Genomic DNA, 20,230 nt, shown 5'->3' with positions numbered 1-20,230 from the left:
GATCCGGTGATGGCGATCCTGATCGTACCGCTGGGCGCAGCGGCGCTTATGGCACTGTTGCCTGGCTACCGGCTGACCGCCCGGCTCAACGTGGCCGCCAGTCTCCTGACCATGTTGGCGGCGCTGTCGCTGTTCGTGACCAAGCGACCGGAGCCGGGGACGTATTTCTTCATCGACGACCTCAACATCGTCTTCATCGTCCTCAACACGTTCGTGGGGTTCACCACCAGCGTGTTCAGCGCCAGCTACATCGCGCACGAACTCGAGACGGGGCGGCTCAACAGCGTCAACATCCGTTTCTATCATGCGATGTACCAGATCATGATGTTCGGCATGAACCTGGCGTTCATTTCCAACAATATCGGCCTGATGTGGGTGGCGGTCGAGCTGGCGACACTGACCACCGTGCTGATGGTCGGTATCTATCGTACCCACGAGGCGCTGGAGGCGGCGTGGAAGTACTTCATCCTCGGCAGCGTCGGCATCGCTTTCGCGCTTTTCGGCACCATCCTCGTCTACATGGTGGCGCAGCCGCTGATCGGGGAAGGCCAGGACGCCATGGTGTGGACCATCCTGCTCGAGCACGCCGCGGATTTCGATCCGGCCCTGCTCAATGTCGCCTTCGTGTTCCTGTTGCTGGGCTACGGCACCAAGGTCGGGCTGGCGCCCCTGCATGCCTGGCTGCCCGACGCGCACGCCGAAGGCCCGACCCCGATTTCGGCAGTGCTTTCGGGGCTGTTGCTCAACGTCGCTCTCTACGCCGTGCTGCGCTTCAAGATCCTGCTCGCGGCCAACCCCGAGGCGATCGCTCCAGGCCCGCTGATGATGACGATGGGCCTGGTATCGCTGATCTTTGCAGCCTTCATGCTGTACCGCCGACGCGACATCAAGCGCCTGTTTGCCTATTCCTCGATCGAACACATGGGCATCATCGTCTTCGCCTTCGGTCTCGGCGGCCCGCTCGCCAATTTCGCCGGGCTTCTGCACATGGTCATGCATAGTCTCACAAAGTCGGCGATCTTTTACGCGGTCGGCCACATTGCCCAGATCAAGGGCACCCAGAAGATTGACGAGATCCGCGGTCTTACCGTCACCCATCCTGGGCTCGGCTGGGCCTTGGTCATCGGCGTCGTCGCCATCATGGGCGTACCCCCGTTTGGCATCTTCATGAGCGAGTTCCTCGTCGTTTCCTCGACGTTCGCGCGTCAGCCGCTGCTAGCCATTCCGCTAGTCTTCGGCCTCCTGGTGGCGTTCGGCGCGCTTTTGCTACGCCTGACCGGCGTGGCATTCGGCGAACCGACAGGAAGTCTCGCGCCCGCCCAGGCGTCCTACGTCCCGATGTTTGCTCATCTCGGGCTGGTGCTGGGCGCCGGTATCTATTTGCCGCCGCCGCTGGTGGCCTGGTTCCAGCACGTTGCACTTCTTCTCGGATAGATGCAGAAGGACCCGACAATGTCAGCATTGGCCGACCTCGTCGCGAAGGGAACACCAGTCCCGCAGCACGGCCCCTGGCCACGATGCTTGGTGGACCGGGACGTCTGGGGGGAGGCTCTCGGAGCCCTCGGTGTGGGGCAACTGACACTGCTCGGCCTATGGGGTGAAACCGCCAGCGTGCACATCGCCATCCTCGACCCTGCATCGAGCACCGTCGGCGTCCTCAGCCTGCCATGCCCAGACGGAGTCTATCCGTCTGTCGGACGCGTCCATCCCCCGGCCATGCGACTCGATCGGGCTATTCATGACCTGTTTGGCCTGGTGCCCGAAGGGCTGCCGGACCCACGCCCCTGGCTCGATCACGGGACTTGGCCCTCCGCTTTTCCCCTCAGTCCCGCTCGAGCGGTGACCGGCGATCCTCAGCCCTACACGTTCCTTCCGGTCGAAGGCGAGAGCCTGCATCAGATTGCGGTGGGGCCGGTGCATGCCGGCATCATCGAGCCGGGGCATTTCCGCTTCACTGCCAACGGCGAAGCGGTGGTGCGGCTCGAGGAGCGTCTAGGCTACACCCACAAGGGTATCGAGTCGCTGATGGCCGGCGCCACGCTCGAGGCGGCGGCAAAGCTGGCTGGCCGCGTTTCCGGAGATAGCACGGTCGCCTATGCCTGGGCGTTCGCAATGGCCGTGGAATCGGCCATGCAACTCGAGGTTCCCTCGCGGGCTATCTGGCTCCGGGCATTGATGGCGGAACTGGAACGACTTGCCAACCACCTCGGCGACATCGGGGCTATCTGCAACGACGCCGCTTTTGCCCTGCTGCATGCCCATTTCGGCGCCCTGCGTGAAAGAACGCTGCGGGCGGCGGACGTTGCCTTCGGTCACCGTTTGATGCGGGACCGCATCGTCCCGGGGGGCGTTGCCACAGAGCTGAATCTCGACGGCATCGCGGCGATTTCGTCGCTCATAGCGGAAGTTCGTGCGCAGTTGCCGCGGCTGGTCGAGACTTACGACAATACCGCCTCGTTGCAGGACCGGACCGTGTCAACCGGTGTGCTCAAGGCCACGTTGGCGGCCCAATACGGCGCCGGCGGGTACGTCGGCCGGGCGTCGGGACGAAGCTTCGACACGCGGCGTACTCTACCCTATGCGCCTTACGACGAACTCACGTTTGAGGTGCCGATGTTGACCGAGGGCGACGTGGACGCACGCGTCTGGATCCGAATACGCGAGGTGGAGCAGAGCTTGTCCCTCGCCGAGCAAATCCTCGCTGCAATGCCGCAGGGGCCGATCGTTGCCGCTCTCAACAGGAGCGCAGGACTGTGCGAAGGTATGGTCCTGGTTGAAGGCTTTCGCGGCGATGTCCTCGTCTGGCTGCGGCTGGGTCCCGACGGCTCGATCGAACGCTGCCATCTGCGCGATCCCAGTTGGTTCCAGTGGCCGTTGCTCGAGGCCATTGTTGAAAACAATATCGTTGCGGATTTCCCCCTCTGCAACAAGTCCTTCAACTGCTCGTACTCCGGGCACGACCTCTGAGGTGATGGCATGCGCAGGCTGCTTCTGGATGGCATATTGCATGCACCGCTAACCGAGCGGCCGCCACTGCCCGACGACGCATTGATCGCTGAGCTGGCTGCGGCGGTCGACCGTGCCGCATATCGGCGGCTGGGGCGCAGCCTCTCGATCAGGACGGTGGACGCCGGATCGTGCAATGGATGCGAACTTGAGCTTAACGCCCTCAGCAACGTCTTCTACGACATCGAGCGCTTCGGCATCCGTTTCGTCGCCTCGCCGCGTCACGCAGACGTGCTCACGGTGACTGGGCCGGTAACGAAGAACATGGCCGAAGCCTTGCAGCGAACCTATGAGGCAATGCCCCATCCCAAGTGGGTCGTCGCCGTTGGCGACTGCGCACGAGACGGCGGGTGCTTTGCTGGCAGCTACGCGGTGCTCGGGGGCGCACACCACGTGGTGCCGGTCGACCTGCACATTCCCGGGTGCCCGCCGTCGCCGACAGCAATACTAAAGGGTTTGCTGGCGCTGATTGAGCGGGTCAACGCAACGGCGTCGGCGGACTGAGTGCCTCGACGGGGTGTCACAACTGCGGCCCGGGCGTATGTTCAGTGCAAGTCCTTCAAGAATGCAGCTTGATACGTCAATTTGCATGGACTACCTGACCTCTGAGGCACGTGCAAAGGACCGCCATGATCACCGCCGCACAATTACGCGCCGCGCGGGCGCTCCTCGGAATCGACCAGAAAACGTTGGCCAGTATGGCAGGGGTGTCTCTTCCGACCATCCAACGGATGGAGACCAGCCAAGGCAATGTCCGCGGTATCGTGGACACTTTGACCAAGGTTATCGAAGCACTCAACGCCGCCGGCATTGAACTCATCGGCGAGAACGCCCGCAGCGACGGCGACGGTCGTGGTGTGCGCTTTCGGCAGGCTCGCGCCACCCAGCAGCGACTGCAGTAAAGCCGTGCGTCGTCTGTTCGTCGGCAACGGCGTGTCGTCGGAAGCTTGCCAAGACTAGCGACCGTCTCCCGGGCCAGCGCCGGAGGCGGTTGAGGCTGACCGGCCGATGCGACATCCTTCATGTATGATCTGATGGGTGCAAAGCCTTGCGCCTTCAGCACGTCGGCGAGTTCCGGGGCCTTGGCATCGGCCTGCGCTTGGCTCGGGATTGCGCCCTGACACTGTCCGTAGTTCCTCGTGTGCTGGCCACTCGCCGGGCGCCGCGTGAGCCTCGCATTGTCAGGCAGCGCAATCACGATCTAAACGGGTCGACCCTCTCCCGCTTGACGGTGGTACTGCAGGGCGACCAGGACACCCTTGAAGGGCCGCAGCAGAGCTAGCGACAGGAGGACAATCGTGGGAATCCAGATGACCAGGTGCATCCAGGGCGCCGGATGAAACAGTGCCTCGACAAGAAAGGCCAGCGCGACCACTATCGGCGCCACGGCAATATTACGAAGAAGGCGGGACCGTCCCCGCTATGCGCAAAGGTAAGGTCGAGGCCACAAGTCCCGCAGTGTGGCGCAACCTCGAGGAACCCCTGAAACAGCGCCCCCTCGCCGCAGCGCGGGCAGCGACACTTAATGCCGGTGGCAAGGGGAGAGCTCAGCTTTTCGCTGTTGGTGGGCATAACGCACTCTTCAAGAGATGAACGAGGCAACAACCGAGGCGACACCGCACGCAAGCGCAAACAGGACCGCCGAGAGCATGCTCACACCCATAAGGTAGTAGATCAAGGCGCCCGATCCGACGGTGAGCACGCCAAGTACCACACTGCGCAGCAGCAAGATGCGGATGGTAGGGTTCTTTGCCAACGGCTTGCTCCAATCGACCCAGCTACTGGCCTTGCGTCCTGCCGCGTTCTCTGGACTTTCCGACCGCTGCAGGTTCGGCGCTCGCCGGCGAATTCCAAGTCACAAGCCAAGGCGGCTAACAGCGACGCAACGCTAGCGCAACACCAAGAAAAGACAATATCGACCGATGGTACGATAGGTACGCCTTCTTGTGGGTGAGGGATACCCCGCCCAATTTCACTAGCGCCGAGCCACCGCGGCCCGCACCGCCGCCAGCATCTTCCTTCGGCTGCTCGGCTTCTTCAGAAAAGTGCCGTGCCCGAGCACACGGTCAGACACAGGCTCGATGATGGGCATGGTCGAGTAGACGACGAACGGAACACCCCGTGCGCGCAGTGTGCCAGCGATGTCGCGGCAACGCCCGTCCTGCACCTCGGCATCGATCACGGCGACATCCGGGCTCTCGCTCCTAAGCCACTCTTCGGTGTCGCTACAACGGCAGAACGCACCGCCTACGGAAAAACCCATGGCCGCAAGCATATCCTCCAGAAAGTCGGCGTAGAAGCGCTCGTTCTGGAGCACCATCACCACCGGTGATCGGCGGTGGTCCCCCCAAGGCTTATAGTGCAAGCCTTTAGCGGCTGACTGGTGCACGTTCATCGACCGATCGCCTCGACTACCGGCTCCATATCGGTAAATGCGACCGCGATCTCCTTGGTCGTCCGGCGAACGACCCAGCACGGCCGATGCGTATCCTCGCTCAAGACGAGGCGGAACGCGGACGGGATGCCAAAAACGGAACGCACGTGCAGCAGCGCGCCGTCGTTGGACATCGTTCTGACGACGCAGGAGACTGTGGAATGTCCCTGGTTGAAAACGATGCGGGCTCGAATGTCGGCCATATCAGCGCTCCGGCGACTGCATGCACTAACCTACAATAATGATTCAGAAAACATCATCAGGAACGTATCCTAACACTACTACTGAGGGTTGATGCAAGGGGGGAACTGGTTGCGACCTTCGCGTTGCGCACCGCACTGCTTCCGGCGGATTTCCGCTGGGAACATTGCGATTTGCGTTCGGTAGGCGGTAACAAGGGCAACGAACACTCAGGCGTGCTGGCAGCACAAGCAGATGCGAATCCTCATAACCGGCAATGGCGGCTCGGAAAAACTTGGTTGGGCGACCAGCTCTCAAGCCGCCTGTCGCTGCCGTTGGTCCGCCTCGACGACGTCTATTGGGCAGGCACGTACGGCGCCGAAGGGCGCCCAAAGGACGAGGTGTTTCGAGACGTTCACGACCGCGCGAGTAAGGATGCCTGGGTGATGGAGGGCGTGTATGGGTGGCTACTTCCGGCCGCTCTGCCCCGCGCCACGGAGTTCGTTTTCATCGATCTGCCCGTTGCCGAGTGCCTTACAAATCTCCGTTCGCGTGGAAATCAGGGCGGGGGAAGCCAAGCATCCTTCCAGACCATGCTCGATTGGGTGTCCGAGTATCCAAACCGGAGCAATTCGAACTCCCGATTGACCCATCAGCGGCTGTGGGACCAGTTCGTAGGCAAGAAGGACCTCCTCACCAGCAGGGAGGAGCTTGACCGCTACGCCGGCTTGTCGAACACCTGAAGGACTTGCTGGGCAGTTAGCAGCAATACTTCGACTTGCGGTCGGCTAATCATCGAATGATGCGGCAGCAAGTGGGCAGGACGCCGGAGAGGCGGCGGCCGGCCCCGCGGAAGTGCGACGGCCAATCAGCGCGAAGTTCCAGTCGACTTCATCGCGAACCTAAGTCAGTGTCCGAGAACGCTATTTTGACAGACACTCGCCATGAAGCGACTGTACATCGAGAACGCCACCCGCGACCTGATTGCGTCCCAGGCTCTGCCCGGATACGCTTGGCAGGCTCGGGGGGCCGGCTGGCTGACGGTAGCTGGTTGATCGACGTCGACGAAGAAGTCGCGCCAGCCATCCAAGCTCAAAGGCTGCCGGGCGAGCGAGACGACGATGTCGTCTCCAGACTGGTTCGCGCTGCCATCGGGGTCAAGCCGAACTGAAATCAACCTCAGCGTTCCGCAGTACGGGGGTCTTCCAGAAGTGCCGCGGCCGTCGTTCCAAGTTCCGATGCCAGCCGCGCCACGATTGCGATCGTCGGATTTCGAACACCGCGCTCAATGCCGGACACGTAGGTGCGATCGACACCGGCGCGATCAGCCAATTCCTCCTGAGACACCCCCACGCGCTGCCGCGCCAGGCGCAGGTTTCTGGCGAGGATGTCCTGGATGCTGTCCATGGCCGGACGAGGCCATGGAGTCGACGATCCTCCCACGGACTATCGTCTACATTCATATTGCGTGAACCGATGTAGGCTATAGTCATCATCCGCTCGTTTCATCGGGGCATCGGGTGGAGAACACAGCAATCAAGGGCCTGCGTCCCTCTGGAGCGAGATCGATCCGGCTCTTCCTCGCCGACGGGACACCCGATGGCGTCATCGTCGCCGAGGTCGGCAACTGGGTGGGTAAGGCCCTAACCGCGCCCAGGACCCGGCTCCTGGATCTGCTCAGACGCCCGGAATGCGCTCAGACCGGGATCTACGTGCTGCTCGGACCAGACCCGGAGCGGGCCGGGGGCACGGTAGGCTACATCGGCGAAGCAGACGATGTGGCAGCCCGGCTCCGGTTCCACATGCGGTCCGGCGACAAGGACTTTTTCGAGCGGGCCGCAGTCATCGTCGCTTCCGACAACAACCTGACAAAGGGACACGTCAAGTACCTGGAAGCGCGGCTCATTCGGGCCACCCTCGACGCCGGCTCGGTGCCGCTCACCAACACGCGGGCGCCGGACTTTCAACGACTGCCCGAGGCAGACCGGGCCGACATGGACTACTTCCTCGATCAGCTTCGAATCGTGTTGCCCATTCTCTCGTTCGACCTGTTCCGTGGGCGGGTCGCGGCGGAAACAACGGCAGTCACGATTGCAGCGGCGGGCGCTAGGTTCGTCTTCTCTCCCGCGGGTGCATCGGCGATGGCGATCGAAGGCGCTGACGGGTTCGTGGTGCTGGCAGGTTCGACGGCTAGAAAGGGTGAGACCGGGACCTTCCCGGCGGGCTATCGCGCGCTGCGGGACGAACTTTTGCGCGATGGCACGTTGATTGACGACGGGGAACAATACCGCTTCGCCCAGGATGTGCCATTCACCAGCCCGAGCGCCGCCGCCGCAATCGTCGCAGGGCGCAGTGCAACGGGTCCGGGCGAATGGAAGGTCGAGGGCACCGGGATGAGCTACCGCGACTGGAAGGCAGTCGAACTCGGCGCAAATTGACCACTTATCTACCGTCTTTGAGTGTCAAGCCTTAGGCGATTGGGGCGAGGCCGCAGATGGCGGCGACGCCTACCTTTGAAAGGCTTCCGATCTCGGGCAGGTAGGCGAGGATGGCGGCTGCGGTGAGTGGGCCAATGCCTTTGAGCGAGCATATGAGGCCGGCCTTGCGGCTGAGTTCGGGGCTGTTGTGGATGAGGTTCGCGATCTCGGCCTGGATGGCTGTGAGTTCGTTCTCGAGCCAGGTGCGATGGCGGCTGAGCGAACTCTTGAGGCGCGGCAGGCTGGCATGCTCGGTCCGGTTAAGCTCCATGCGCAGCATCTGAACGATCTCGTCGCGGCGCTGACGCAGTTGGCGCAGGGCAGCCTGTTCGGGGCTGGGTGGCGTGTAGAGCGGCAGATCGGGCGTGAGGCCGTAGCGGGCGATGAGGCGGGCATCGATCGCATCGGTCTTGGCCGCCTTGCCATTGAAGCGGGCGAACAGGCGGGTGCGACTGCCATGGGCGCGGTGCACGGCAAGCTTCAGCCGGCCGGCCTGATCGAGCACATGGCGTTCATAGCCGCCGGTGGCTTCGCAGACCACCAGCAAGGGTCCCAGCCCGAACTTGTGGTTGATGCGCTGTTCGGCCCCGAGCAGGCGGCGAACCGCGGCGGGTGAGTTCTTGATGCGCTGTTGGCGGTCGGCCGGCAGGGTGTGCACGACCAGCTCGGCCTTGCTCACCTCGAAGGCGACGATGTGGTTGAAGCAGTCCGCTGTCGGGGGCATGATCATGGTGCTGTCCGTTGGTTCCTGGATTACATGCGGCCGTCAAAGGCCTCTCTACCGTTCGGATGGCCGGATACGGGTGCAGCGGGGAGCGAGATAAGTTACGGCCGCTTGAGGCCAATCCCCACAGGCCCGCCCGCTGCCCGGCGCGCGAACCGTAGGGGCTCCGCGCCGGGCCATCCTAGCTTCGCAAAAAGCAAAGCAAGAAAAGCCCCGCGAATATGTAATCCCCCTAGGAGACGGTACCCGTAAGATGCTCCTTGTCGAAGAGGAGCGGTTTCAATGGTGGGCGTGGGTAATTGGGCTGTCGCCCGGATGTCTAGGATCGTTCGAGGGCGGCTCCGATCAGGCTTGCCCTGCATTGGTCCTGCAGGGCCTGGACATAGATGTTGTGGGCCATGAACAGCGCCTGCCCAAAGTAGACCTTGACCGGTGGGAGCACGTCGATCTTCACCTTAACCAGGTTGGCGTCTTCGGGCGTGACGCACCACGTGGGGATGATCGCGAAGCCTAGACCATTCTCCACACACCTCTTGACGCTCGAACTTCCCGAAGCGGAAATCGTGGCTTCGGTCTGGCCGCCCCCTTTTGCGAGGAAATCCATGGCCATGTTGCGTAGCGTCTGACCCGGCTCAAAGGTGACCAGGGGGCGTCCTTTCGACCACGCCGGTATCTCGGCTGCTCGTGGCGGCGGCCCCCAGCTCCCGGGGTAGACGAGACTGAGGTAGTACGTGCCGAGCAGGCTTTGCGGCACAACCGGGTCCCCAAAGAACCGTTCGTTGATGCAGACGTCGAGGCTGCCGTTCTTTACAAGTTCTGCAAGCGAGGTGTCGCGCTCGTAGGCAACGACCTCGACATCCGGGAACTTCTCGTGGAACTGGGCAAGAACCGCCGGAAGCAGGTAGTAGAAGATCGCCTGCGGCAATCCGATGCGCAAGACTGGGCGCTGGCTGGCGACAACCAGGGACAGGCGCTCCAGCATGATTTCCAGTTCCGGGTGCAGCAGGTTGTAGAGCGCCACACCACGGGGCGTAAGTCGGATCTTCTTGGCGCCCTGGTCAGAGTCCACCAGCCTTTCGTGCATCACCTGTTCGAGGCGCCGCACATGATTGGCCGCCGATTGGTAGCTCAGGTTCAGCTCGCGCGCTGCTGCCGAATAGGAACCGTGCCTGGCCACCAGGTAGAAAGTCTGGATCAATGTCAGGTTAACTTCCGGCATGGCGCTCACGGTTTCGTGCGAGCCCGATCATAGTAGTCGACCGCTTGCGGACAAAGGACTGCCTTTCGCTCGGTCTACAAAAATGTTGCGCACCACACCCGGTTCATTTGTATCGACGCTGCACGCGGCCTCGGACCATTGTGATGAAAGGCTCCAACCCGATGTCAGCGAATGCCTCAATCAGCCAGAATCACTTCCCGGATCCATGGCATCATCGCCATCGTCGGTGCCGGCATTGTCGGGATGTCCGCAGCCTATTTCCTGTCGCGGGCCGGCTGGCGCGTCATCGTACTTGACGCCGGCTCCCCGGCGTCCGGCGCCACCGGCGCATCGGACGGAGCGGTCTCGGTGGCCAGCAAGAAACCGGGCCCGCTGATGACCCTGGCGGTGGCCGCCGTGCAGTTCTACGAGCAGTTGATGGAGGCCGGCGTGCTAGTCGATGAATTCGCCTCCCGCTCGACCTTTGTCGTCGCCTCCGATGAGGAAGAATTGGCGGTGCTTGAACGGCACGCTGCCGGGCTGCAGGCGGCCGGCGTTCCGATCAGCTACCTCCGGGGCGGCGCGCTCGCCGAGGCCGTCGGGGTGGCCGCGCCCGCGGCGCTGGCGGCCGTGGAGGTGCGGGGTGAGGGGCACGCCATTGGCTACCGCGTGGTGGAACGGCTGCGCCAGCTGGGGGGCTTTGAAATTCGGCGCGATGTGAGGGTCGTTAGTCTTCGCCATACGGGCGGCCGCGTCGACGGTGTTGTCACCGACCGTGGCATTGTGCCGGTCGACGCCGTGCTGCTCGCCGCGGGCCTCGGTTCGGCCGCGTTCCTCGAAGCACCCGGCCTCATCCGGTCTCGCAAGGGCCAATTGATCGTAACGGACCGCGCGGGCGAGGACATGCCGCGCTTCCCGGGACCGCTGATGTCGTGCCGATATCTCGTAAGCAAAGGCAGCCAGGCGAACGGCAGTCTGGTCGAGGGCCGTTCGCTCGGTTTAGTGATTGATCCGCTTGCCACCGGCCAGTTTCTGATCGGCGGCTCCCGCGAGGATAGCGACGACAAGTACGGCACCGATTCCGACATTGTGGCTTGTCTGCTTGCCGACGCTGTAGCGCTATCGCCAAGCTTGGCGCAGTTGCGGGTCATTCGCGTGTTTGCCGGTCTGCGCGCCGCGACCCCGGACGGGTTTCCTATCGTCGGCCAGCTTGAGGGCGTGGACAATGTCTGGATCGCTACGGGGTTCGAGGGAGACGGCATCTGCCTGGGACCCCTGATGGGCCGAATTTGCCAGCAGTTGATCTGCGGGCAACACCCACAACAGGACATATCAGCGCTCGATGCCAGGCGCTTCAAGCTGATGCTGGCGGCAGCATGAGTAACCTTCTGTATGCATTCCTCTTCGACGGCGTTGCCGTTCCCTTTGAGGCGAACGAGACCATAGCGGCAGCGCTTGATCGCGCCGGCATCGTCACACTGGGGGACGGGCAAGGAGGGTGCGTCGCCCGCTACTTCTGCGGCATTGGCACCTGCCAGGCCTGCGTGGTGTCGATTGATGGTGTGCGCTTGGAGGCGTGCCTTACCCCCGCCCGCGCCGGCCAGCGCATCGGGCCCGTCGGATCGGGGCATCGATGACCCAGAGTCATGCACTCGTTGTCGGTGGCGGACCAGCTGGGGTCGCCGCCGCGTTGGAGATGGCTCGAGCCGGCCTCTCGGTGACCCTGTGCGAACAGGGCCCGCGGCTCGGCGGTGCGATCCATCGCCAGCCCGATGAGCCGGCGCGGCGGGTACCTGTTCCTGCCGTTCAGCGGCGGCGCTGGCGCGCCCTGGCGGATGCCCTGGCGGCAACTCCTGTCGAAGTGCTGTGCCAGCACATGTTCGTGGGTATCGAGGGCGCCGGGTCGGTGCTGCTTGAGGACCGCATCCGCGGCCGCATCATTTGGCGGCATCCCGCAGCGGTGGTGCTGGCAGTCGGAGGTGTCGAGCGGGTGGCTCCGGTCCCGGGGTGGCAACTGCCCGGTGTGGTCACTGCCGGCGGTATGCAGGTGATGATGAAGTCAACCGGCAGGGCGCCGGGAGGCAAGGTTCTGATCGCCGGATCGGGGCCGCTGTTGGTGGCGCTGGCTGCGCAGATGACCGCCCTCGGAAATCCGCCGATCGCGATACTCGAACGCAGCGGTGCCGCCGTGTCACCGCTCGCCGCCGCCCGGCTGTTGGAGGCGCCAGCCTACCTTTCGGAGGCGGCGGGCTACCTCCTGCGTCTGCGGCTGGCCGGAGTGCCATGGCGGCGCGGCGCCGCGGTCAAGTCGATCGAGGCGACGGCCGACGGCCGGCTTGCCGTCACCACTACCGACGCGAAGCGCCATGAACGCCGCCTGGTGGTTGACCGGGTGGCGTTGCACGACGGATTGCGGCCCGGGGGCAATGGCGCCACCACGGTCCCACACGGGCCATTTGTAATTGAGGCAGGCGACTGTCGCGAAGTGCTCGGTGGCGTCGCCGCCATCGCCGACGGGCGCCGCGCCGGCCGGGCCGTGATCGCCCGGATGGGGGGGGCAGTCTCAACGAAGGAAGCACCCGATGCCGAGCTGGCGCGTGAGCGCCGCATGCAGGCTATCCTTGGCCGCTTCTTCGACTACTCGGGCTCCGATCCGGCAGACCTGCCCGACGATACCGTAATCTGCCGCTGCGAAGGCCGTACGCTGGGCCAGTTGCGTGGAATGCTTACCGCCGACGATCCAGTGTCCCTGCGCGAGATCAAACTCAATGGTCGCTTCGGTATGGGGCCGTGCCAGGGGCGGTTCTGCGCCGAGTGGGTGGCTGCGTTCGTGGCTCGGCAACAGTGCATACCGCCGCAACCAATTGCTGAGTTCATTGGCAGTCGCTGGCCGGTCAAGCCGGTGCCCGTGTCGGCGTTCATCGCGGCTGGTGTGTCGCAGTCCGCCTCCAAACCAGAAGAGTGAGTACTCCGCTTGTCCTCCCCCATGCCAAAACTCCTAGTGCCCAACGAGGTGGACCGCATCGACGTCACCTCGCCCTATGATAGCCGCCTTCTGGGCAGTGTTGCCGTGACTTGCGCTGCGGACATCGCCGATGCCGTGCAGAACGCACGGGCGGCCCAGTCGGAGGTTGCCCATTCCACCCCCGCGCAGCGGCGCGGATTGCTGGACGCGCTGGCCTCCGCGGTCGGGGCCGAGGCGGAATCGATGGCGCAACTCATCAGTGCAGAAGTCGGTAAGACGATCGGTGAGGCGCGAAACGAGGTGCGACGGGCGCAGAACACGCTGCGCCTTGCCGGCGACGCTGCCACCTTCTTGGGCGGGGAGGTGCTGCATTGTGGCATCGTGGCGGGTGGCGCCAACCGCCAGGCAGTGGTCACCTACGTGCCGGCCGGCGTCGTCGGAGCCATTACGCCATTCAACTACCCGCTCAACCTTCTCTGCCACAAGCTCGGGCCAGCGATCGCCGCGGGCAATGCGGTGGTCGCCAAGCCATCGCCCAAGGCGCCCTTGACCGCGAACCGGCTCGCCGAGCTGGCGGAGCGCTCAGGCTTTCCGCGGCATCTGTTCCAGGTGGTGCATGGCGGCGCGGCTGAGGCGATGATGCTAGCCCGGGCCCCCATCGACCTGCTGAGCTTCACCGGCGGCCCGGTCGCGGGGCTTGCACTCAAGAATGCCGCAGGGCTGGTGCGTTGCCTGATGGAGTTGGGCGGCAACGACCCGCTCTTCGTGATGCCGGACGCCGATCTCGATGCGGCGGTGAGGACTGCCATCGCCCAGCGATACGAGATAGCCGGACAGAGCTGCGCCGCAGTCAAGAAGCTCTATCTGCATGCTGACATTCACGACTCGGCGCTCGAGCGTCTGGCTGAGTCGGCGAAAGCATTGCGATATGGCGATCCGCTGGACCCGGCGGTTCAGATGGGTCCAGTCATCGACCTCGAGGCGGCCTCGCTGGTGGATATGCGAATTCGTGCTGCCATCGCCGACGGCGCGCGTCTACTTGTCGGGGGTACCCGGCACGCGACGACGCTGGCGCCAACGGTCCTCGCCGATGTGACCCCGACGTCTGACCTTTTCGCCCGCGAGACCTTCGGGCCGGTGATTTCCGTCCGCCGCTTCGAAGATCCGGCGCAGGCGATCGCCGAGGTCAATTCCGGCCCCTATGGCCTGCAGGCGGGGGTGTTCAGCAATGACCACTCGATCATCAAGCAGTTCGCCCGGGACCTTCGGGTGGGCGGGGTGATGATCAACGAAGGGCCGGACTTCCGGGCCGAGCATGTCCCCTTCGGCGGCATCAAGAGCAGCGGGCTCGGGCGTGAAGGTGTTCGCATCGCGCTGCGCGAAATGAGCGAAACCAAGGTCGTAATCGACTAGGGAGGACGTCATGCGGATCGCGGTCTTCGGAGCGTCAGGCAGGGTAGGTACAAGACTGGTTGAGGCGATCCTCGCTGACCCCGGGCTGGAGCTGGCCGCCGCGCATGTTTCACCCGGTTCGGAATGGATTGGCCGGCAGGTGGCGAATACTGTCATCGAGTATCGACCGGCCGAGACGACGATCAATGCGCATTGCGACGCGATCATCGATTTCTCGACCCCTGCTGGAAGCCTCTATCTGCAGCGTGTGGCGGGCCGGAGCCGGGTGCCAATCGTTATCGGGACGACCGGTTTCACCGCAGGGCAACTGGGTGAGATCGATGCGGCGGCCCGGTACCGCCCGATCTTGATGGGCGCCAATTTCGCACTGGGATTCGTCGCTTTCGCGCGCAGCGTGCAAGCGTTTGCGTTGGCACACCCGGGTGCCAACGTCATCATCGAAGAGACCTACCACCAGCGCAAGAAGCGGTTGGCCTCGGCCACCTCAATGCTGCTGGCGAAGAGCATCCATGCGGCGCAGAGTAGCGGCGCGGGGGCGATGCCTCCCGAACCGGATATCCGCATCCACCGGACGGGCGACACCGTCGGCATTAACGAAGTGCGGTTCGACCTCGGCGACTCCGAAATGCGCTTCAACTTTTCGGTGCGAACGATTGGCGCCTACGCCCACGGCGCGGTGGCGGCCGCAGTCAGACTGGTTGAGGGAGGAATTGGCCCGGGACGGCATGATGCCCTTGATGTCTAGGCTTCCGGGCAATGGCTGTTTTCGAAAGGCGACGAGATGAGTGGACTGAACGATGTCTTCACCGGCGTGTTCACCGCGCTGGTAACCCCCTTTGGCCCTGAAGGGATCGACTTCGCCGCGTTCGACCAGTTGGTCGAGGAACAGATCGCGGCCGGGGTCAAGGGCTTGGTGCCGGTGGGCACCACGGGCGAGGCCGCAACGCTGAGTTCGACAGAGGCCAACGCGTTGGTCCAGCGCACCGTGCAAATTGCCAGCGGCCGGGCGTTTGTCCTCGCTGGGGCCGGTTCGAACAGCACCGCACATGCCGTAGAGGCGGTCCGCGCTTGCGAGGCGGCGGGGGCGGATGGCTGTCTTGTGGTCACGCCCTACTACAACAAGCCCAGCCAGGACGGGCTGGAGCGGCACTACGACGCTGTTGCCGCGAGCACCGACTTGCCGATCGTACTGTACAGCGTGCCGGGGCGATGTGGCGTCGAGATCGAGCCCGACACGGCAAAACGCCTGTTCGAACGGCACGACAATATCGTCGGAATCAAGGAAGCGGGTGGGCGCGCCGAGCGCATCAGCGAGTTGCGAGCTGCGTGCGGCCCGAATTTCGTAATCCATTCCGGGGACGACGGCCTGACTCTGCCGTTTCTCGCTTTGGGGGCGATCGGCGTCACGAGCGTGCTGTCCAACTATGCGCCCGCAGAAATGGTGGCACTCGTTGCGGCATGGCATCGCGGCGACACCAGCGCGGCGCTGGCGCTGCACGAGAGGATATTCGCACTTGCCAGGGCAATGTTCATCGAAAGCAATCCGGTGCCGATAAAGCAGGCTCTGGCCCTGCGCCAGCAAATGGCCGGAACCGTACGCGCTCCGCTCGCCCCGCTGAGGCCGGAGAGCCTTTCGGCTCTAATTGCCGCGCTTGAACAGTTCGCCGGCAGGGAAGCGTGATGCGTGCTCTTCCAAGAAACGCCACAAGTGTGGACCGTCCGTTTGCATTGATGAGCTAGGGGCGCGACTGCACTGTCAACGCCGGAAGATCGGTCATGGATGGTCGGTCCACCGAGCTGCCGCTCAGTTTTCGGAGGGAGAACACGATGAGAGCACTTAAGACCATACTCGCCGCCATTTGCATGGTGATTGGCGTGACGGCCGCACCGGCAATTGCCCAGGACAAGAGTACAATCGATCAGATCAAGGAGCGCGGCGTCCTCCGCGTTCCGGCTATCCTCAACGAGGATCCCTACTTCAACAAGGACCCGCGCACCGGCGAGTGGCGTGGTTTCGTCATCGAGATGGCCGGCGACATCGCCGAGACACTCGGCGTCAAACTCGAGGTGGTCGAGAGCACTTGGGCCAACTCGATCCTCGACGTACAATCCGGCAAGGCCGACATCGCACTTGCGCTGACGGCGCTGCCGTCGCGGGCGCTTGCGATCTCGTTCTCGTCCCCGACCTACTACAACAGCTTCGTTATTGTTTCGCCCAAGGCGGAACTTGCCTCCGCCACCTGGGCATCGCTCAACGATCCAGCCGTGACGGTTGCTGTGGACCTCGGATCATCGCAGGACCTGATCACCCAGCAATACCTGCCTAAGGCAAACGTGCTGCGCTTCAAGACCCGTGACGAGGCCATCCTGGCAGTCGCCACTGGCAAGGCCGACGCCATCATCAACACCGTTCTGAACTCGATGGTGATGGTGAAGCGCAATGCGGCGCTCGGCCAAGTCTACGTGCCGGAGCCGGTGCTGTCGTCGCCATCTGTCATCGGCATCAGTTACAACGCCGACGAACAATTCAAGTCCTTCATCTCGGCCTGGGCCGAGTACAATCGGCGCGTCGGCAACAATCAGACCTGGATCGTCAACGGCTTGGCGCCGTTTGAGATCGGCCTCGAAGACCTTCCCGAAGGCTTCGATATCGGCGGCTGATGTACCTGAAGCCGGGGCGGTCATCGCCCCGGCACCTTTCCAGAGGGATGCGCGATGTATAAATGGGATTTCGGCGTAGTCCTGCAGAACTGGGACCTATTCGCCTGGGGACTTTGGCTGACCTTCGCATATACCGCAGGATCGATCCTCATCGGCGTCGTCATTGGCCTCGTCATCTGCTTCGGGCGTTTGTCGCGGTTCCGGGTGGTCGGCACCCTGGCGCGCGCCTACCAGGAAATCTTCCGTTGCACGCCCCTACTGGTGCAGCTGATGTGGTTCTACTACGCGCTGCCACTGTTGATCGGCGTCACCATAGAGAACTACACCGCCGCTCTGCTGACGCTGTCGCTCTATGCCGGCTCGTTCTACTCGGAGATCTTTCGCGGCGGCATCCAGTCGATCGACCGGGGACAGACCGAGGCGGCCAAGGCCATCGCGATGTCGGACCGTCAGGTGATGTGGCGCATCGTAATCCCGCAGGCATTCAAGCGGGTGTTGCCGTCGTTCATCAACCAGTCGGTTATCCAGTTCAAGAACACGTCACTGATCTCGGTGATCTCTGTGGGCGAACTTGCCTACATGGCCGCCGTCGTCAACGGTCAAACCTACCGGCCGCTCGAGGCCTTCACCGTCGTCGCGCTGCTGTATTTCGTCGTGCTCTTCCCGATGACTCAGGCGGCCGACTATGTCGAACACCGGCTGCGGGTGAGTGACTGACGTGTCCAGTGCAGCAATCGCGGAGATATCAATGACAGTGCCAGCTTCAGCCGTTTCGCCATCGGAACGGGTCGCCGAAGCGCCGGAGGTCATTCTGCAGGTCGCCGGCCTCGTCAAGAACTACGGGAAGCTGCAGGTCATCAGAGGCGTCGATCTAGAATTGCTTCGGGGCGAAGTGCTGGCGATCATCGGCCCTTCCGGTTCCGGCAAGTCGACGCTGATCCGGTGCCTCAACCTGCTCGAGGTCCCCAGCAACGGCGTGATCTCCTACAAAGGGCGGCAGGTCGAGAACCGCTTCCAGTCGCGGGGCGGCAGCATCGGCTGCGGCGAACTGCGACGTCATGTCGGGATGGTGTTCCAGCACTTCAATCTGTTTCCTCACAAGACGGTGATGCAGAACGTCTGCGAAGGGCCGATCGCCGTGCTCAAAGAGCCACGCCACGAGGTGGAGGCCCGGGCAACCGAGCTGTTGGGCAAGGTGGGTCTGCTGGACAAGCGCGATGCCTATCCCAACCACCTTTCCGGTGGCCAGAAACAACGCGTGGCGATTGCGCGGGCATTGGCCATGCGACCGGACGTTCTGCTGCTGGACGAGGTGACCAGCGCGCTCGACCCCGAACTCGTGGGTGAGGTGCTGCAGGTTATCCGGCTGCTGGCGCAGGACGGCATGACCATGGCCATCGTGACGCACGAAATGGCCTTCGCAGCGGACGTGGCGGATCGAGTCGCCTTCATCGACGATGGAGTCATCCGCGAAATCGGCACGGCCGAATCCGTCATTCGCAACCCCAGAAGTGAACGGCTGCGAGCGTTCCTGAGCCGCTTCAATTCCTGATTGGAGACCGAAATGCGGATCCTGATAATTGGCGCGGGACGAGCCGGCATGGCCATTGCAGGCCTACTTGCCGGCACGAGTGAATACGCGATTGAAGTTGCCGATGTGACAAGCGAAGCGCAGGAACAGGCAACCAAGCGGGGCTTCCGCAGCCGCTTCCTCGACGGATCGAATCTGATCGAATGTGTGAAGGCGTTGGCCGGATTCGACCTTGTGGTCAATGCGGCACCGGCACGGCTGGCCCGGGTGATCGGGGCCGCGGCGCTGCAGGCTGGCGTTCACTATCTCGATACCGCCGAAGACATCGATCCGATAAAGGCTCTAGTGGCGACGACCAAGACGGACAAGGTCTTTCTGCCAGGCTGCGGCCTGTCCCCAGGGCTGGTCGCCAATATGGCGGTGGAACTGGTTGGTGCGCTGGAGGGTCCCATCGATATGGTGATTCGAGTCGGTGGACTTCCGGTCAACCCCTCAAGCGGGTTCGGCTATGGGCTCTCCTGGGATGTCGACGGATTGATCGCCGAATACACCGGGGCCTGCCAAGGGATCGTTGAAGGCGAGTTAGTGAGCGTGGCCCCTCTCCAGCAGTATGAAAGCTTCGTGCTCAACGGTCGACCGTACGAGGCATTCAGCACCGCCGGAGGACTGGGAGATCTGTGTACGTCGCTCCATCACAAGGTCCGTAACCTCAGCTTCAAGACGATCAGATATCCCGGGCACCTGACGCTGGCCCGCTTTCTTTTTGAGGATCTCGGCCTGAAGCGCCGCCGGGACATGCTGCGCACCGTGCTCAGGTTCGGCGTTCCCGATGTGGTTCAGGACGTTGTCGTCATCTTCATCAGCATCAGGGGGCAGCTCCAAGGGGTGCCGACGGAACGCTCCTACGTCCGCAAGATCTACCACGAACCGATGCGGAGCCAGTTTCCGGTCAATGCCCTAAGTAATACTGCGGCGGCCCACCTGTGCACCATGGTTGACCTCATCGATCAGGGCCACATCCTGCCAAATGGGTTAGTCCGCCACGAAACCGTTCCCTTCAAGTTAGTCGCCGAGAACAGGTTCATGGTCTCGTTGCTGAGCTAGCTGTGTTTCGACGTGGTGTCCGTGGCAGCGCGGTTTCAGTGTAATTGTATCTTTCCACAGCCCTCGCGAGGGTATGGCGTGAGAGAGGGCGACCATGGCAGCATCGGCGTTGCTGTTGGGAGGCTACGACAATGACCGAGAGGGTTACCATCCGGATCAGCGCCGACCTCGCCGAGGCCCTTGACCGCTTCATTGCCGCTGACGTCGCACCATTCCGCTCGAGGCAGGATGCGTTCCGGCACATCGTCGGCATCTGGCTGATCAACGAGGGCTACATGCCCGACTCGAACACCGAGCCGAATGCGCCTGAACGTCAGGACAGCCTTCGGACCTGACCGGCGACAGTTGGTGCATCGTCACCATCTCTTGGCCACGCTGCGCCTCGGACCACTGCCAGATCGCAGTCCGGTGCCGTTCTTCCTGGACTTGTGCAACGGCTCACACCCTTGGTCGATCCCACGAGCATCGGGAGACCAGGAGCATGACGCAGGGCAGCCGGCAGCACTCGATATCCCGCCGTAGCGTCCTCGCCGGTGC

The 20,230-nt window shown here is 63.2% G+C and carries 23 protein-coding genes and 1 pseudogene; 17 read left to right on the top strand and 7 right to left on the bottom strand.

Features of this window, described 5'->3' with window-relative positions; genetic code table 11:
• The first annotated feature begins 9 nt into the window (after positions 1 to 9).
• From VGV07_RS09200 to VGV07_RS09185, 4 genes are all read left to right on the top strand, one after another.
• On the top strand, positions 10 to 1,434 hold the full coding sequence (locus VGV07_RS09200) for a hydrogenase 4 subunit F (RefSeq protein ID WP_326868454.1): 1,425 nt from the start codon (positions 10 to 12) through the stop codon (positions 1,432 to 1,434).
• A gap of 18 nt (positions 1,435 to 1,452) precedes the next feature.
• Complete coding sequence (locus tag VGV07_RS09195; protein WP_326868399.1) at positions 1,453 to 2,967, top strand: NADH-quinone oxidoreductase subunit C; 1,515 nt, start codon at positions 1,453 to 1,455, stop codon at positions 2,965 to 2,967.
• Between the two features lie 9 nt (positions 2,968 to 2,976).
• Complete coding sequence (locus VGV07_RS09190) at positions 2,977 to 3,510, top strand: NADH-quinone oxidoreductase subunit B family protein (protein ID WP_326868398.1); 534 nt, start codon at positions 2,977 to 2,979, stop codon at positions 3,508 to 3,510.
• A 125-nt stretch (positions 3,511 to 3,635) separates the two neighbouring features.
• A complete protein-coding gene (locus VGV07_RS09185) occupies positions 3,636 to 3,908 on the top strand; it encodes a helix-turn-helix domain-containing protein (RefSeq protein WP_326868397.1) in 273 nt (90 codons plus the stop codon).
• 299 nt (positions 3,909 to 4,207) lie between these two features.
• Here the strand turns inward: VGV07_RS09185 and VGV07_RS09180 are convergent.
• The 4 genes and pseudogenes from VGV07_RS09180 to VGV07_RS09165 all read right to left on the bottom strand — a co-directional run bounded on the left by VGV07_RS09180 (position 4,208) and on the right by VGV07_RS09165 (position 5,643).
• Positions 4,208 to 4,578, bottom strand: a pseudogene (locus tag VGV07_RS09180) (DUF983 domain-containing protein).
• Positions 4,579 to 4,588: 10 nt separating this feature from the next.
• The gene (locus tag VGV07_RS09175) at positions 4,589 to 4,762 is read right to left on the bottom strand and encodes a hypothetical protein (RefSeq protein ID WP_326868396.1); all 174 of its coding nucleotides are present in this window, start codon (positions 4,760 to 4,762) and stop codon (positions 4,589 to 4,591) included.
• A 219-nt stretch (positions 4,763 to 4,981) separates the two neighbouring features.
• Complete coding sequence (locus VGV07_RS09170) at positions 4,982 to 5,401, bottom strand: hypothetical protein (RefSeq protein ID WP_326868395.1); 420 nt, start codon at positions 5,399 to 5,401, stop codon at positions 4,982 to 4,984.
• A complete protein-coding gene (locus VGV07_RS09165; RefSeq protein ID WP_326868394.1) occupies positions 5,398 to 5,643 on the bottom strand; it encodes a PilZ domain-containing protein in 246 nt (81 codons plus the stop codon). The genes VGV07_RS09170 and VGV07_RS09165 overlap by 4 nt, the downstream gene beginning before the upstream one ends.
• 123 nt (positions 5,644 to 5,766) lie before the next feature.
• Here VGV07_RS09165 and VGV07_RS09160 point away from each other — a divergent pair, with 123 nt between their 5' ends.
• Positions 5,767 to 6,363, top strand: coding sequence for an AAA family ATPase (locus tag VGV07_RS09160; RefSeq protein ID WP_326868393.1), 597 nt, complete (start codon positions 5,767 to 5,769; stop codon positions 6,361 to 6,363).
• A gap of 436 nt (positions 6,364 to 6,799) precedes the next feature.
• Here VGV07_RS09160 and VGV07_RS09155 read toward each other — a convergent pair whose 3' ends face one another.
• On the bottom strand, positions 6,800 to 7,027 hold the full coding sequence (locus VGV07_RS09155) for a helix-turn-helix transcriptional regulator (protein WP_326868391.1): 228 nt from the start codon (positions 7,025 to 7,027) through the stop codon (positions 6,800 to 6,802).
• A 113-nt stretch (positions 7,028 to 7,140) separates the two neighbouring features.
• On the opposite strand from VGV07_RS09155, the gene VGV07_RS09150 reads away from it, so the two are divergent.
• Positions 7,141 to 8,058: a GIY-YIG nuclease family protein gene (locus VGV07_RS09150; protein WP_326868390.1), complete on the top strand. Its 918-nt coding sequence runs from the start codon at positions 7,141 to 7,143 to the stop codon at positions 8,056 to 8,058.
• Positions 8,059 to 8,089: 31 nt separating this feature from the next.
• Here VGV07_RS09150 and VGV07_RS09145 read toward each other — a convergent pair whose 3' ends face one another.
• Together VGV07_RS09145 and VGV07_RS09140 are read right to left on the bottom strand one after the other, a co-directional pair.
• On the bottom strand, positions 8,090 to 8,827 hold the full coding sequence (locus tag VGV07_RS09145; RefSeq protein WP_326868389.1) for an IS110 family transposase: 738 nt from the start codon (positions 8,825 to 8,827) through the stop codon (positions 8,090 to 8,092).
• A 313-nt stretch (positions 8,828 to 9,140) separates the two neighbouring features.
• Positions 9,141 to 10,040, bottom strand: coding sequence for a LysR family transcriptional regulator (locus tag VGV07_RS09140; protein ID WP_326868388.1), 900 nt, complete (start codon positions 10,038 to 10,040; stop codon positions 9,141 to 9,143).
• A 171-nt stretch (positions 10,041 to 10,211) separates the two neighbouring features.
• On the opposite strand from VGV07_RS09140, the gene VGV07_RS09135 reads away from it, so the two are divergent.
• From VGV07_RS09135 to VGV07_RS09085, 11 genes are all read left to right on the top strand, one after another.
• Complete coding sequence (locus tag VGV07_RS09135) at positions 10,212 to 11,399, top strand: FAD-binding oxidoreductase (RefSeq protein WP_326868387.1); 1,188 nt, start codon at positions 10,212 to 10,214, stop codon at positions 11,397 to 11,399.
• Complete coding sequence (locus tag VGV07_RS09130; RefSeq protein ID WP_326868386.1) at positions 11,396 to 11,656, top strand: 2Fe-2S iron-sulfur cluster-binding protein; 261 nt, start codon at positions 11,396 to 11,398, stop codon at positions 11,654 to 11,656. The genes VGV07_RS09135 and VGV07_RS09130 overlap by 4 nt, the downstream gene beginning before the upstream one ends.
• Entirely contained in the window at positions 11,653 to 12,984 is a 1,332-nt protein-coding gene (locus tag VGV07_RS09125; protein ID WP_326868385.1) for an FAD-dependent oxidoreductase, read from the top strand. The genes VGV07_RS09130 and VGV07_RS09125 overlap by 4 nt, the downstream gene beginning before the upstream one ends.
• Positions 12,985 to 13,032: 48 nt before the next feature.
• Complete coding sequence (locus tag VGV07_RS09120) at positions 13,033 to 14,397, top strand: aldehyde dehydrogenase family protein (RefSeq protein ID WP_326868384.1); 1,365 nt, start codon at positions 13,033 to 13,035, stop codon at positions 14,395 to 14,397.
• Between the two features lie 10 nt (positions 14,398 to 14,407).
• On the top strand, positions 14,408 to 15,142 hold the full coding sequence (locus VGV07_RS09115; protein WP_326868383.1) for a dihydrodipicolinate reductase C-terminal domain-containing protein: 735 nt from the start codon (positions 14,408 to 14,410) through the stop codon (positions 15,140 to 15,142).
• 36 nt (positions 15,143 to 15,178) lie between these two features.
• Entirely contained in the window at positions 15,179 to 16,078 is a 900-nt protein-coding gene (gene dapA, locus VGV07_RS09110; RefSeq protein WP_326868382.1) for a 4-hydroxy-tetrahydrodipicolinate synthase, read from the top strand.
• A 146-nt stretch (positions 16,079 to 16,224) separates the two neighbouring features.
• On the top strand, positions 16,225 to 17,058 hold the full coding sequence (locus VGV07_RS09105) for a transporter substrate-binding domain-containing protein (RefSeq protein WP_326868381.1): 834 nt from the start codon (positions 16,225 to 16,227) through the stop codon (positions 17,056 to 17,058).
• Positions 17,059 to 17,112: 54 nt separating this feature from the next.
• Positions 17,113 to 17,775 carry an amino acid ABC transporter permease gene (locus VGV07_RS09100; protein ID WP_326868380.1) on the top strand — a complete coding sequence of 221 codons (663 nt, stop codon included), beginning with the start codon at positions 17,113 to 17,115 and terminating at the stop codon, positions 17,773 to 17,775.
• A gap of 31 nt (positions 17,776 to 17,806) precedes the next feature.
• Entirely contained in the window at positions 17,807 to 18,610 is an 804-nt protein-coding gene (locus tag VGV07_RS09095; RefSeq protein WP_326868379.1) for an amino acid ABC transporter ATP-binding protein, read from the top strand.
• Between the two features lie 12 nt (positions 18,611 to 18,622).
• Entirely contained in the window at positions 18,623 to 19,693 is a 1,071-nt protein-coding gene (locus VGV07_RS09090) for a saccharopine dehydrogenase family protein (RefSeq protein ID WP_326868378.1), read from the top strand.
• 131 nt (positions 19,694 to 19,824) lie between these two features.
• The gene (locus tag VGV07_RS09085; protein WP_326868377.1) at positions 19,825 to 20,028 is read left to right on the top strand and encodes a hypothetical protein; all 204 of its coding nucleotides are present in this window, start codon (positions 19,825 to 19,827) and stop codon (positions 20,026 to 20,028) included.
• Positions 20,029 to 20,230 lie beyond the last annotated feature (202 nt).

It is taken from the genome of Devosia sp., from assembly GCF_035944845.1.
Taxonomy (GTDB): Bacteria; Pseudomonadota; Alphaproteobacteria; order Rhizobiales; family Devosiaceae; genus Devosia_A.
The sequence above is the reverse complement of the archived record's forward strand: the minus strand, read 5'-3'. Positions and strand labels throughout refer to the sequence as shown.

Bases quoted from the DNA above. Each gene is read 5' to 3' on its own strand.
- VGV07_RS09085 (WP_326868377.1), top strand. From the start codon at position 19,825: ATGACCGAGAGGGTTACCATCCGGATCAGCGCCGACCTCGCCGAGGCC.
- VGV07_RS09170 (WP_326868395.1), bottom strand. From the start codon at position 5,401: ATGAACGTGCACCAGTCAGCCGCTAAAGGCTTGCACTATAAGCCTTGG.
- VGV07_RS09130 (WP_326868386.1), top strand. From the start codon at position 11,396: ATGAGTAACCTTCTGTATGCATTCCTCTTCGACGGCGTTGCCGTTCCC.
- VGV07_RS09200 (WP_326868454.1), top strand. From the start codon at position 10: ATGGCGATCCTGATCGTACCGCTGGGCGCAGCGGCGCTTATGGCACTG.
- VGV07_RS09185 (WP_326868397.1), top strand. From the start codon at position 3,636: ATGATCACCGCCGCACAATTACGCGCCGCGCGGGCGCTCCTCGGAATC.
- VGV07_RS09095 (WP_326868379.1), top strand. From the start codon at position 17,807: ATGACAGTGCCAGCTTCAGCCGTTTCGCCATCGGAACGGGTCGCCGAA.
- VGV07_RS09135 (WP_326868387.1), top strand. From the start codon at position 10,212: ATGCCTCAATCAGCCAGAATCACTTCCCGGATCCATGGCATCATCGCC.
- VGV07_RS09140 (WP_326868388.1), bottom strand. From the start codon at position 10,040: ATGCCGGAAGTTAACCTGACATTGATCCAGACTTTCTACCTGGTGGCC.
- VGV07_RS09165 (WP_326868394.1), bottom strand. From the start codon at position 5,643: ATGGCCGACATTCGAGCCCGCATCGTTTTCAACCAGGGACATTCCACA.
- VGV07_RS09105 (WP_326868381.1), top strand. From the start codon at position 16,225: ATGAGAGCACTTAAGACCATACTCGCCGCCATTTGCATGGTGATTGGC.
- VGV07_RS09100 (WP_326868380.1), top strand. From the start codon at position 17,113: ATGTATAAATGGGATTTCGGCGTAGTCCTGCAGAACTGGGACCTATTC.
- VGV07_RS09090 (WP_326868378.1), top strand. From the start codon at position 18,623: ATGCGGATCCTGATAATTGGCGCGGGACGAGCCGGCATGGCCATTGCA.
- VGV07_RS09125 (WP_326868385.1), top strand. From the start codon at position 11,653: ATGACCCAGAGTCATGCACTCGTTGTCGGTGGCGGACCAGCTGGGGTC.
- VGV07_RS09195 (WP_326868399.1), top strand. From the start codon at position 1,453: ATGTCAGCATTGGCCGACCTCGTCGCGAAGGGAACACCAGTCCCGCAG.
- dapA (WP_326868382.1), top strand. From the start codon at position 15,179: ATGAGTGGACTGAACGATGTCTTCACCGGCGTGTTCACCGCGCTGGTA.
- VGV07_RS09155 (WP_326868391.1), bottom strand. From the start codon at position 7,027: ATGGACAGCATCCAGGACATCCTCGCCAGAAACCTGCGCCTGGCGCGG.
- VGV07_RS09115 (WP_326868383.1), top strand. From the start codon at position 14,408: ATGCGGATCGCGGTCTTCGGAGCGTCAGGCAGGGTAGGTACAAGACTG.
- VGV07_RS09190 (WP_326868398.1), top strand. From the start codon at position 2,977: ATGCGCAGGCTGCTTCTGGATGGCATATTGCATGCACCGCTAACCGAG.
- VGV07_RS09145 (WP_326868389.1), bottom strand. From the start codon at position 8,827: ATGATCATGCCCCCGACAGCGGACTGCTTCAACCACATCGTCGCCTTC.